Consider the following 11,941-nt stretch of genomic DNA (forward strand, 5'->3'; position numbering starts at 1 on the left):
TCCGCGTCCGCTAGGGTTCCGTTATTGCCAGTGTGTTCCGACCCCTTAAACCGATTACTGGTGCGCCCGCCTCCAGCACCCGGTTCGCCAGCGGTCGATCGTTGGTGACGACGCCGTCGGCCCGGCCCTCGGTGACCAGCTCGACCAGCGCGTCGTCGGCGTACGATTCGTTCGTTTCAACCGTCTCCGCCCGCGCCGCCAAGTCCGCACCCACGCTCGCCGCGGTCGCCTCCGCGCCGTTCCCCGCTTGAAGCCCGTCGAGCTCCGCGAGCACCGCCGCGGGCACGACGGCCTCATAGGTGCCGAGGAGCCGATCCAGCTCCTCGAACAGCCGCAGGTTCGCTTCGACGGGAGCCATCAGGGCGCTCGCGTCGAGCGCGACGACAGGTGCGTCGCCGTCCGCGCCCGCGGACTTCCCCGTTTTGAGGCCGTCTCCGCGGGCGGCTTCGGTCACGTTACGAGAGGGTTCCGACGCCGATGAGACGCCAGCGTGCGCCGACGCGTCGGTTGATCGCGATCTGTGCGCCCTCGTCGGCACAGACGGGTCGTTTGAGGCTCACCTCGCACTCGCCGTCGCGCGCGCTCGTCACCGCGCCGACCGTCGTCGCGGTTCCGACGGTGAGCATCAGCGGCTCGCCGGTGGTGATCGCTTCGATGTCGCTCTCGCCGCTCTCGTCGTCCTCCTTCCCGACGACGCGGTCGAGGAGGTCGACCTCCATCTCGAACTCGTTACGCGTCGGCGGTAGCGTGCCGGGCTCGCCGGCGACCTGTCCCGCGAGCGCGTCGCCCTTCGTCAGGCTCGGATCGAGTCCCGTGCCGACGCCGAGGAGGCCGCCCGGCCGGGCGGTGTCGACGTCTTGGCTCCCCGCCTGCAGCGATCGAACCGTCGTTTCGAGGGGGCGCCACTCCGTCTGCCCCTCCTCGTCGACCTCGCGGCCCGGCCGGATCTCCAGCCCGTCGCCGACGGAGAGCTCACCGCTGACCAGCGAGCCGCCCACGACGCCGCCCTTGAGCTCCGCCGCGGTCGCGCCCGGGCGGTTGATGTCGAACGAGCGGGCCGCGTACATGCGAGCGCTCTCGCCGGGGTCGCGCTCGGGAGTGGGAATCTCCGTCTCGATCGCGTCGATGAGGAGGTCCATGTTGACCTCCTGCTGTGCCGAGACGGGGACGATCGGCGCGTCTTCGGCGACGGTGCCCTCGACGAACTCCTGAATCTGTCGGTAGTTGTCGACGGCGCGGTCGCGGTCGACCAAATCGACCTTGTTCTGTGCGATGACGATGTTCTCGATTCCGATGAGATCGAGCGCCATCAGGTGCTCCTCCGTCTGCGCCTGCGGGACGTCCTCCGTCGCGCTCACGACGAGAACCGCCCCGTCCATGATCGAGGCGCCGGAGAGCATCGTCGCCATCAGCGTCTCGTGGCCCGGCGCGTCGACGAACGACACCGTTCGGACCGGTTCGCTCTCGGAGCCGTCTTCGCACTCCTCGTCGACCGTGTAACACTCGGGCGCGTCGACCCCGGGGCAGCGCCGGAACGTCGCGTCCGCGTATCCCAGCCGGATCGAGATACCGCGCTTCATTTCCTCGCTGTGCTGGTCGGTCCACGAGCCGGACAACGCCTGCACGAGCGTCGTCTTCCCGTGGTCGACGTGACCGACGAGACCGATGTTCACCTCCGGTTGTGTGTTGGCTTTAGTCACTGTTGGACCTCCTAACGGAGTAGTCTTACCCGAATTTCGCTCCGTGCGAGTGATAAAGTTGCTGTTATAGTGCTGTCGTGCACCCGCGAGCGAGACCGCAGATCGGTCGCGAACGGTCGACCCCGTAGTTCCGTCTGACATCATCTGTAGGTCCCGTCCGACATCATCTGTAGGTCCCGTCCGACATCATCTGTAGGTCCCGTCCGACGCCGCTTTACGCTTCACGGCCGTACGCTGTCTCGTCATGGGATACGCCTGTCCGGTGTGTTCGACCCCCCAGCGGGACGGGGAACACCTCGCTCATCACCTCGCGTTCACGGCGATGCTCCACGGCGACGACCACGAGTCGTGGCTCGACGAACACGTGCCCGACTGGGCCGACCGCGACCCCGCGGGTCTCGCCGACGCGGTCACGCCGCACGCGGCGGACGCCGAGTACCACGAGGTGTTCGAGGACACGGTCGACCGCGGACGACCGGACGTCGACGTCGGATCACACGCTCACGGCGGTCAGGAACACAGCCGCGGAGATCACGGGCACGCTCACGGCAGCCACACGAACCCGACCGGTCCGGTCCACGAGTCGGGAGCGACCGACCCGGAAGTGGCCGCCGCGCTCCGCGAGGCGCGAGAGCTCACGCGGCAGATGCACGAGGAGAAGGGCGAGAGCGACGGGAGCGAGGAGAAGGGCGAGGGCGACGAGAGCGAGGGCGACGAGCCGTCGGCATAACGGAACGCCCTTTTCAGTCGCCGCCGAACCTCGGGGTATGGAGACCAGAGGGACGTTCGCCCCGGAGACCCGCGCCGACGCGCTCGAACACTACGAGGCGGTCGGTCCGGTCGCGCAGGTCGTCGTTCGCGAGGCGACGAAGGCGATGTCGTTCGACGCCGACGAGTACGACGAGCGGGTCACGCCCGAGGTGATCCGCACGGCCCGCGACGCCGTCTTCGCCGAACAGCTCGTGGTTCACATCGGTGAGAGCGGGGAGTTCGACGCGTGGCTCGCCGACAGCGAATTCGGCGACGAGGACGTCGTCCGGATCGGCGGTGACAACGTCGACAACGCGGTGTGGCACCCGATACCCTTCGCGGACACCGTCATCGCGGCGACGTACCAGAACGAGCCCGACGCGGCCGCCAGCACCCTCCGCCGGAACGCCTTCGGTCGGGTGTATCGCGAGGAGTTCTATCAGTCGGGCCGGTAGACGGTCCGGCGATCGGACCGAGAAGCAGTCCGGAAATCGGGGTCATAAGCGGTCCGGCAGTGCGATCCGTACCGCGTCGCGAGTTGTCAGCGCGCGACGCCTGCTGCTACCGCCTCGCGCTATCGCTCGCCGGTCGAAAACAAACAGGAGATTCGCGGTTGGTCCGCGTCGACCGCCGTGCCTCGCTCTGCGCCGGAGCCTACTCGAGCGTGCCCTGCGTGACGAGCGTGTCGTCTTCCAGGTAGTGCTCGATGTGGTGGCCGTGCTCCTCGACGTCCCGTAAGATGTCGCGGAGCTGTTCCTCGGTGTTGTAGTCGCCGAGGTTGTTGGCGAGCTGGATGTGCTCGCGCAGCATCTCGGTGATGTCGCCGAACATCTCCAGGTCGTTCTCCAGCGAGGTCCGAATGTCGTACGCGTCGGCGTCCTCGGGGCTCACCGGCGCGTGCTCCTCGTAGTTCGCGCCGCCCGACAGCGGCACGCCACCGAGGGCCTGCGCGCGCTCGGCGATCACGTCGGCGCCCTCTTCGAGGTCGGCCGCGACCTCACCGAGGTACACGTGGATATCGCGGAACTCTGCACCCTCGACGAGCCAGTGGTGCTTTTTGACCTGGTGATACAGCACGTACGTCGCCGCGAGGTCCGTGTTCAGGGCGTCGACGAGCTGCTCGGCCTTCTCCTCGGGGATGCGGAGGGCTTCGCTCTCGTGGACGTCACCGTATCGTTGACGGGCCTGTTTTTGCGTACTCATCGTGCTTCTACATACACGCGCGATCCACTTAACTGTTCACACTAAACAAATGAGATTTTTACTAGTAGAAACTTATTTTTCCGATTTATCACACTCACTGGCGACCGCTCTGACGATCCGCCTGCGATAGCAGGCGCCGGAAACGAACGGCGCGTCGCCCGCGAAGGGAAACGTCTTAATGGACTACGCGCGCAGTTCGTGGTGTATGAGCAACGGCGACGACGACCCGGCGGACGCCTCCGAGGGGGCCGACGCCGCGGACGACGCGGAGGACGCCGGCGAGTCGACGGACACGGCCGCCGCGCCGACCCTCCCGGACGAAGCGACCGAGGAGTCCCTGAACGAGTACCTCGACGAGATCGAGGCCCTGCTCGACGACGCCGAGACGGAGGCGGATCTCGACGATGTCGACGCGCTCCTCGACGACGCCGAGGACGGGCTTGCCGAGTCGGACCTGCCCGAAATAGACGAGGACGAAGATGACGACGACGACGAGGACGCGGACGACCCGCGCGGCGACATCGAAGACCGCATCGCCGATCTCCGAGACGATGCCGAGGCGGCCCGCGGGCCGTACGGCGAGGATGTCGTCGACGCGATCGAGGCCGCGGCCGCGACCATCGAGGACACCGAGTGGACGACCGCTGGCCGCGAGGATGTCAGCGACGCGGTCGACGCGTTCCTCGACGCGGCGAGCGGGTCGGTCGATATCGACGCCTTCCCCGATCACGAGGGGATCGACGACCAGATCGCCGCGCTCGACGCCGTCGCCGAGGCGGTGGCGGACGCCGACCTCGACGCGGACGCGGACGCAGAGACGATCGCCGCCCTCCTCGACGCGACCGACGACCTCGACGCCGGTCTCGACGACGCCGAGGAGTGGGACGACCTCGAGACCCACGAGAAGCTCCGCGCGCAGGGGTTCTACGACGTGCTCGGTCACTACAAGGACTTCCCGGTCGAGTGGTCTGCGCTGAAAGAACACGAGAAGCGCGGCAACGTCGACATGATACTGCTCGCGCTCGATTCGCTGACCTCCGACTTCATGGAGCGGCACTGTCTCGAAGCCTTCGAGCGAATGGGCAAACGCGGGAAGACCGAGGCGTCCGTCGAGGAGCTCCTCGGGCGCGCCGGAAAGCGCGATCAGTTCGCCATCCGCATCCTCGGCAAGATGGCCGCCGAAGAGGCGACCGAGACGCTCGTGGAGTACGTCGAGGAGGACTCGAACCCCGGGCTCCAGAAGGCGACGTTCAAGGCGCTCGGCGAGATCGGTGCCGGAGAGGCGGTGCAGCCGCTCGCGAACCGGCTCGACCCCGAAGGCGACACCGCGGACCTCGTGCGCCCCCACGCCGCGCGAGCGCTCGGGCTTATCGGCGACACCCGCGCGATCGACCCGCTCGCCGACGCGCTCGACGAGGACCCCTCCACCGACGTGCGCGCCGCGGCGGGTTGGGCACTTCGACAGATCGGCACGCAGGAGGCCCTCGAAACCGTCGCCGAATACGGCGACGAGCACGCCTTCATCGTGTCGACCGAAGCCGACAAGGCACAGCGCGCTCTCGACGCTGCCTCCACAGCCGCGTAACGCGTTCGTCGCGTCAGCCGTCGTACGACCCGCTTCATCTTGTCGGTTGTCCCGCTGCGCCGATACTAGCACACGCGCCCGCCCCGGGTGAACCCTTTTATTCCATACCGCGGCCACACCTCCCGTGCGCCCGCTAAACGCCTCTTCGACCCCCACTGCCCCGCCGAGCCTCCGATTCCGGTCGACAGTCGTCAATCTCGTCGGTCTCGCCGTCCGCGTCGCCGTCGCCGTCCTCGTCGTTCTCGCCGTCGGTTGTCTCGCGGTTCCGGTCTCCGCGGAAGCAGCGTCCGGCGTCGAGAGCCCCGCAGCCGGTGTCGGAAGCACCGCCGCTGGCGCGCCAACTCCCCAGCAGACCAACGAGTCGGTCCCCACTAACGCCGATCCTCGAATCGTCGAACTGTACCCGAACCCGACGACGGAGGGAAACCGCGGTGAGTACCTCGTCGTTCGACTGCCCGAACGCGGGAACTGGTCGATTTCGGACGGCTATCACGAGACTCGGCTCCCGCGAAACGCGAGCGGCACGGTTGCGCTGTCGATGGCACCCGAATCGACGGCGGCCTTGCTTGCGGAGACGTCGGCGCGCGACGCTCGCGGACCGACGACCGTCCGAGCGCTCGACGGCCACTTTCCGCTCGCGGCGTCCGGCGATCGCATCGAGCTCCGTCGCGACGGGCGCGCCGTCGACGCCGTCGAGTACGGACGGGTTCGCGAGGGGTATCGCTGGCGCGCAGAGTGGAACGAGTGGCGACCCCGCGGCTACGAGCCCCGAGCCCCGGCACGGACCGCGAACGCGACCGTCCGACCGTTCGTTCTGCCGGACGCACCTCATCTTCCCGTCGAACCGCTGCGCGACGCTGACGACCGCCTGTTGCTCGCCGGGTACACCCTCGAATCGTCGCGGGTCGCCGATCTGCTCGCCGACGCCGTCGACCGCGGCGTCACCGTCCGCGTGCTCATCGAAGGCTCGCCGGTCGGCGGGTTCTCCGTTCGGAGCGCCGAGCTTCTCGATCGGCTCGTCGCCGCTGGCGTCGAGGTTCGCGTCCTCGACGGCGAGCCCGACCGATTCAGGTTCCACCACGCGAAGTACGCCGTCGCCGACGACCGCGCGGTCGTCCTCACTGAGAACTGGAAGGCCTCCGGCACCGGCGGGCGATCGAGTCGCGGCTGGGGCCTCGTCACCGAGCCGCAAGCCCCCGGGAATGACACGCCGGGAGACTCGGCCGCGGATCCCACCGTCACGACGACTGCCGACGACCTCGCCGCGGTGTTCCGCGACGACTTTCGGGCGCACGACGCGCGCTCGTGGGAGTCGTTCCGCGCGGACGCCGCGTTCCACGACTCCGGTCGCGCGAACGGGTCGTACCCCGCGCGGTTCGGCCCGCCAGCGCCGACCGCGGCGGACGTCGAACTCCTCACCGCCCCCGGTAACGCGGCCGACCGGCTGGTCGCGCGGATCGACGCCGCCGACGAGCGCGTGCTCGCCGTGGTGCCGCGGACCGGCGGCTCAGACGACCGGATCGTGCGTGCGCTCCGCCGAGCCGCCGAGCGCGGGGTCGACGTCCACCTGTTGGTGTCGGGGACGTGGTACGACCGCGAGGCGAACCGAGACCTGGCCGACGCGCTCGCCGGTGAGCCGATCGACGTCGCCGTCGCGGAGCCGCGCGGCCGGTACGGGACGCTCCACGCCAAGGGCCTCGTCGTCGACGACACGGCGATCGTCGGCAGCCTGAACTGGAACCGGGTCGCGGCGACCGAAAACAGAGAGGTGTTACTCGCCGTCGAAGACGCGTCGGTGGCCGCGTTCTACGCCCGCGCTTTCGCCGCCGACTGGCGCGGTGGCGGGGTCCACCTCCCGGTGGGGCTGCTCGGCGGGCTCGGCGTCGCGGTCGCTGGCGGCGGCGTCCTCGCTCACCGTGAGGTGGCGTTCGCGTAGCGGTCGGCCACGTCAAGCGAAAGTACGGGTCGCACTCAGAGGCGCCGACCGAGCAGAGGGAAGCCGCGTCAGCCGTCGAACGAGGCCGTCGAGGAGAGCGCCTCGTCGATCTCCGCTTCGGCCATCTTCTCGACCAGCGTCTCGATGACGGCGCTCCGCCGGCCCTTCACGAACTTGATCGATCCGACCACGAGGTGGCCGCCGCCCGAGACGCCCGCCTCGGGGAGCTCGTCGTTCAGCTCGGTCACCATGTTCGGGATGTCGAGTCGGACGCCGTCGGACCGGAGCACGCAGAAGTCGGGTCCGTAGCCGATCGTGATGACCGGGTCACCGGTCTCCCGGACGCGGGTGTCGTGGAGCTTCCCGGTCGTCTTCCCGGGCGCGGGATAGGTGAACCGGTGGGCGTACTCGTCCAAGTCGATCCGGTAGAGGTGCGCGCCCGAGGCGAGTCGCTCGTGTTCGACGTGCCCGTCGAGCGCGGCGAGCTGGCGGTCCACGTCGCGGTCGGCCCGCTCCGAGAGGAACTCGACGAGCTCGGCGTGGCGCTCGGGGTCGTCACAGCCCACGTTCAGCGCGTCGTTGACGAGGGTCTTCCCCTCGGAGTAGCGCAGCCAGTGGGCGGCGTAATCGAGCGCCTCGCCGATGTCGAGCAGATCGGACTCGTCGTAGCCTGCCGCCTCCGCGAGTGCGACGTAGTCGTCCATCGCTTCCGCCTTCGAGCGGTCGGCGAGCCCGGCGACCGCCGGGACGTGTTCGAGATCCTCGGTGAGCGACGGATCGATCAGGCGCGCGAGCTCGACGCACATCATCCCCGTCGTGACTCGGTAGTCCTCGCCGTGGAGATACGGGTTGATGTGAGCGTCGAGTAGCGGCTCGACGGCCTCGGGATCGGGGTGGTGGTGGTCGACGGCCGCGATCGGGATGTCGTAGTGGGTGAGATTCTCGTACGCCGGGACGTCCTCCTCGGTCGACCCGTTATCGAGCATGAGCAGGAACGGGAGCTTCTGACCGTGTCGGGCTCGCCCCTCCAGCGCGAAGTTGAGGTCGCGGGTCACGTCTTCCATCTCGTAGTACGGGGCCTTGCTCGGGAGCCGCTTGAACAGGTGCTGGGCGGCGTCGCGGTCCTCGTGGACCTCGGCGATGAAATTCTCCATGGCGAGCTGGACCGGGATCGCGGCGCACATGCCGTCGCCGTCGGCGTGGTGTCGGACGCGGATCGGTCGCCCGGAGAGGACGGTTCGCCGAAGGAGCCGAGCCAGATCGCGGAGATCGTCGTGGATCGACTCGAACGCTCCCCACTCGATGAGCGGATCGACGTCGGCGGGTTCGGCCCGCTCGTCGAGCGCTTCCTCGAACCGCGCTCTGGCGTCGGCGGCGCGCTCGTCGGAGAGCTGCTTCAGCGAATCGACCTCCAGCTGGAGGGCGTTCTCGCGGGTCTCGACTGCCCCGCTGACGTGGACCATGTCGCCGACAGCGACTTCGGGGTACGCCCGGACGCCCGCCTCCTCGAACGCCGCACAGGAGACGACGCCCGAGGCGTCGGAGACGGCGAAGATCGTCGGACCGCCCGTCTGTTTCGCCTGCACGACCTCGCCCTCGACGGTCACCTCGTCGCCGGGGGCGAGCCCGCGGACCCGTGAGATGGTCGGCTCGTGTGCGACCGCCTCTGTTCGGTAGTCGTCGACCGGCTCGTGGTCGAACGCGACGTCGCCGTTCTCCTTCACCTCTGTCAGCCGCACGACGAGCCGGTCGCCGACGGCGTACTCGTCGGTGAGGTTCGACTCGTGGACGAGTCCGCTCACGGCGTCCGAGACGTCGACGAAGATACCGTAGTCGACGACGCCGTTGACCTCGGCGTGGTACAGCGCATCGACCTCGGCGTCTTCGAGCGTGCAGTCAGGCGCTAGATCGTAGACGGTCGGCCGGTCGTCGGCCGCCCCCTTCGCCGTCGCGGCGTCGGGTTCGAGGCTCGAATCGCCTCGCGTGCCGGAATCCCCGGCGGGTTTTTCGCTCATGGACGTACCTCGGGAACCGCCGATGTTAAGCCTGTTCTCTTGGGTCTCCTCCCGAGCCGTCGACCCGTCTCCACCCGTCGCTGTGACGTGCCCGCGGCGTTCACGAGACCGCCCACTCGGCGGTGACTCGCGGTCCGGGCCGCTTGGTCCGGAACCCCTATGAGGCGACGGCGACTTCCCTCACGTATGCGACTGTTCCGCTCGGACGAACTCCTCGGGATCGCCCGAGAGACGTTGGAGTTCGTCCTCGAGGCGAGCGAGGAGAGCCACCCCGACGAGTACATGGGGTTCCTCCGCGCGGACGACGCCCGGAAGCTCGATCTCGACCGCGACGGCCAGGTGATAACCGACGTGCTCGTCATTCCCGGCACCGAGTCGAACCCGGTCAGCGCGAGCGTCCGCACGCACATGAAGCCGAACGACATGCGCTCCGTCGGCTCCGTCCACTCGCATCCGAACGGCGCGCTCAGACCGAGCTCGGCCGACCTCGCGACGTTCGGGCAGGGACAGGTCCACATCATCGTCGGCGCCCCGTACGGCTGGGGCAACTGGAAGGCGTTCGACAACGAGGGGAACCAGACGACCCTCGACGTGCTCGACGTCGACGTGCCCGACGAGCACTTCTTCGATTTCACGCAGGAAGACATCGACCGCGAAATCAGCGACGAGAAGCGCAACGAGGGCGGCTTCCTCTCGTGGTTCAAATGACGCAGGCGACGCGAGTCGTCGCACAGGGGACCTTCGACCTCCTCCACCCGGGTCACGTCCACTACCTCGAAGACGCAGCGACGTACGGCGACGAGCTTCACGCGATCGTCGCGCGTCGCTCCAACGTCACGCACAAGCCCGCCCCGATACTCTGTGCCCGGCAGCGTCGGGACATGGTCGGCGCGCTCGCCGCCGTCGACGAGGCGCACCTCGGTGACCCGGACGACGTGTTCGTTCCGATCGAGCGGCTCGACCCCGACGTGATCGTGTTGGGATTCGACCAGCACCACGACGAGAGCGACATCGCCGACGCGCTCGCCGACCGCGGGATCGACTGTCGCGTCGAGCGGGCCTCGGGGCGCGAGCCCCGATTCGAGGACGAGCTCCTCTCCAGCGGCGATATCGTCGACCGCATTCTACGGCGACGCGGCGACGGTGACCGATAACGCGGTCGTCAGGCGATCTCCGCGGAAGCGCGGGACCTATATGGATCGGTTCCCAAACGCAGTCAAGTGACGATACCCGACCGATTCCCCGCCGTGCTCGCCGCGACGGCGATGGGCGTCTACCTCCTGCTCGTCGTCGGCGCCACCACCTCGCTCACCGAGGCGGCGGCGGCCTGTACGGGCTGGCCCGCCTGCGGCGACGGGACCGCCCTTCCCACCGAGACCGCCGGGTGGGTCGCGCTCGGACACCGCGCGATCGCCGTCGTCGTCGGCCTCCTCGTCGCCCTCTCGGCGGCGCTCGCGTGGCGGGACGACGCGAGCCGTCGCGTCCGCCTCGCGCTCGCGCTTGCCGTTGTCCTCTTCCCGGCGCAGGCGGGCGTCGGCGCGCTCGTCGCGGTCGGCGGGCTCCCGGCCGCACTCGGCTCCGTACACCTCCTGCTCGGCGTCGTTATCTTCGGATCGGTGCTCGCCGGGCTCGCCTGGTGGCTGGAGGCGGAGACCGGCGACATCGACGACACTCCTGTCGACTTCACGCCCGGAACTGACGACCTGCCGCCCGTCGACTCCGTACCGGAGCCGGAGATTCCCACGGCGACGCTTCCCCGACTGAAAACGACGGCGGCGGCGTACTTCCGGCTGATGAAGCCGCGGCTGATGTGGCTGCTCTGTCTCGTCGCCGCGGCGGCGATGGCGCTCGCCGGTGGGGTCGGATTCACCCCGTACGTCGTGGCAGCGACGCTCACCGGCGGCGCCCTCTCTATCGGCGCCTCGGGAACGTTCAACCACGTCCTCGAACGCGACGTGGACAAGCGGATGCAGCGAACCAGCGACCGACCCCTCGCGACGGATCTGGTGCCCGTCTCGCACGCGCTCGCGTTCGGCGGCCTGCTGACGATCGCCTCGGTCGGCCTCTTCTGGACGGTGAACCCGCTGACGGCGGTGCTCGGTCTGATCGCGATCGTGTTCTACAGCGTCGTCTACACGCTCATTCTCAAGCCGAACACGGTCCAGAACACGGTTATCGGCGGTGCCGCCGGTGCCCTTCCGGCACTCATCGGCTGGGCGGCGGTCACCGGTAGCATCGGCGCCGGCGGCCTGCTGCTCGCGCTGGTCATCTTCCTCTGGACGCCCGCGCACTTCTACAACCTCGCACTGGCGTACAAGGACGACTACGAGCGCGGCGGCTTCCCGATGATGCCCGTCGTTCGCGGGGAGACGGCGACCCGCCGCCACATCGTCTGGTACCTCGGGGCGACGCTCGTGGCCGCGGCCGCGCTGGCGGTAGTCGCCGAGCCGCTCGGCGGGCTGTACGCGGCCGTCGGCGTCGCACTCGGCGGTGTGTTCCTCTGGATGGTCGTTCGGCTCCACTACGAGCAGACGGAGGCGGCCGCGTTCCGCGCGTTCCACGCCTCGAACGCCTACCTCGGGCTCCTGCTTTTCGCCGTGGTGTTCGACGCCCTCGTGATCTGAACGCAGACGGAGGTCTTTAGACGGTATCAGTCGTGACATCTGGACGCTTGTGGTTTATATACTCCCTCGAGAAATACGTCCCAATCGAATGAATGACTCGTCGAGAGGAGCGGTCAGCTCGCTGTGGC

The 11,941-nt window shown here is 68.6% G+C and carries 11 protein-coding genes; 7 read left to right on the forward strand and 4 right to left on the reverse strand.

The window, feature by feature from the left end:
• Positions 1-10: 10 nt before the first annotated feature.
• Positions 11-358 (reverse strand): type II toxin-antitoxin system VapC family toxin, encoded by a 348-nt coding sequence (locus ACNSN4_RS10560; RefSeq protein WP_418286361.1) that lies wholly within the window; start codon positions 356-358, stop codon positions 11-13.
• Between the two features lie 97 nt (positions 359-455).
• Positions 456-1,700 carry a translation initiation factor IF-2 subunit gamma gene (locus tag ACNSN4_RS10565; RefSeq protein ID WP_418285775.1) on the reverse strand — a complete coding sequence of 415 codons (1,245 nt, stop codon included), beginning with the start codon at positions 1,698-1,700 and terminating at the stop codon, positions 456-458.
• A 244-nt stretch (positions 1,701-1,944) separates the two neighbouring features.
• Here ACNSN4_RS10565 and ACNSN4_RS10570 point away from each other — a divergent pair, with 244 nt between their 5' ends.
• Positions 1,945-2,430 (forward strand): DUF5810 domain-containing protein, encoded by a 486-nt coding sequence (locus tag ACNSN4_RS10570; RefSeq protein WP_418285776.1) that lies wholly within the window; start codon positions 1,945-1,947, stop codon positions 2,428-2,430.
• A 37-nt stretch (positions 2,431-2,467) separates the two neighbouring features.
• The gene (locus tag ACNSN4_RS10575; RefSeq protein ID WP_418285777.1) at positions 2,468-2,905 is read left to right on the forward strand and encodes a DUF5809 family protein; all 438 of its coding nucleotides are present in this window, start codon (positions 2,468-2,470) and stop codon (positions 2,903-2,905) included.
• A gap of 199 nt (positions 2,906-3,104) precedes the next feature.
• On the opposite strand, the gene dpsA is transcribed toward ACNSN4_RS10575, so the two are convergent.
• Positions 3,105-3,653, reverse strand: a complete 549-nt coding sequence (dpsA, locus tag ACNSN4_RS10580) for a DNA starvation/stationary phase protection protein DpsA (protein ID WP_418285778.1) — start codon at positions 3,651-3,653, stop codon at positions 3,105-3,107.
• Between the two features lie 205 nt (positions 3,654-3,858).
• Between dpsA and ACNSN4_RS10585 the strand changes: the two genes are divergently transcribed.
• Both ACNSN4_RS10585 and ACNSN4_RS10590 read left to right on the forward strand, forming a co-directional pair.
• Positions 3,859-5,238: a HEAT repeat domain-containing protein gene (locus ACNSN4_RS10585; protein WP_418285779.1), complete on the forward strand. Its 1,380-nt coding sequence runs from the start codon at positions 3,859-3,861 to the stop codon at positions 5,236-5,238.
• A gap of 124 nt (positions 5,239-5,362) precedes the next feature.
• A complete protein-coding gene (locus tag ACNSN4_RS10590; protein ID WP_418285780.1) occupies positions 5,363-7,174 on the forward strand; it encodes a phospholipase D-like domain-containing protein in 1,812 nt (603 codons plus the stop codon).
• A 68-nt stretch (positions 7,175-7,242) separates the two neighbouring features.
• Here the strand turns inward: ACNSN4_RS10590 and han are convergent, their stop codons facing one another.
• Entirely contained in the window at positions 7,243-9,189 is a 1,947-nt protein-coding gene (gene han / locus ACNSN4_RS10595) for a Hef-associated nuclease (RefSeq protein WP_418285781.1), read from the reverse strand.
• A 186-nt stretch (positions 9,190-9,375) separates the two neighbouring features.
• On the opposite strand from han, the gene ACNSN4_RS10600 reads away from it, so the two are divergent.
• From ACNSN4_RS10600 to ACNSN4_RS10610, 3 genes are all read left to right on the forward strand, one after another.
• Positions 9,376-9,897, forward strand: coding sequence for a JAB/MPN domain protein-containing protein (locus tag ACNSN4_RS10600; protein ID WP_418285782.1), 522 nt, complete (start codon positions 9,376-9,378; stop codon positions 9,895-9,897).
• Entirely contained in the window at positions 9,894-10,343 is a 450-nt protein-coding gene (locus ACNSN4_RS10605) for an FAD synthase family protein (protein ID WP_418285783.1), read from the forward strand. Before ACNSN4_RS10600 ends, ACNSN4_RS10605 begins: the two co-directional genes overlap by 4 nt.
• A gap of 66 nt (positions 10,344-10,409) precedes the next feature.
• Positions 10,410-11,813 carry a heme o synthase gene (locus tag ACNSN4_RS10610; protein WP_418285784.1) on the forward strand — a complete coding sequence of 468 codons (1,404 nt, stop codon included), beginning with the start codon at positions 10,410-10,412 and terminating at the stop codon, positions 11,811-11,813.
• Positions 11,814-11,941: the final 128 nt, after the last annotated feature.

This window comes from Halorubrum marinum (genome assembly GCF_048381195.1).
In the GTDB taxonomy this organism is placed as follows: Archaea; Halobacteriota; Halobacteria; order Halobacteriales; family Haloferacaceae; genus Halorubrum.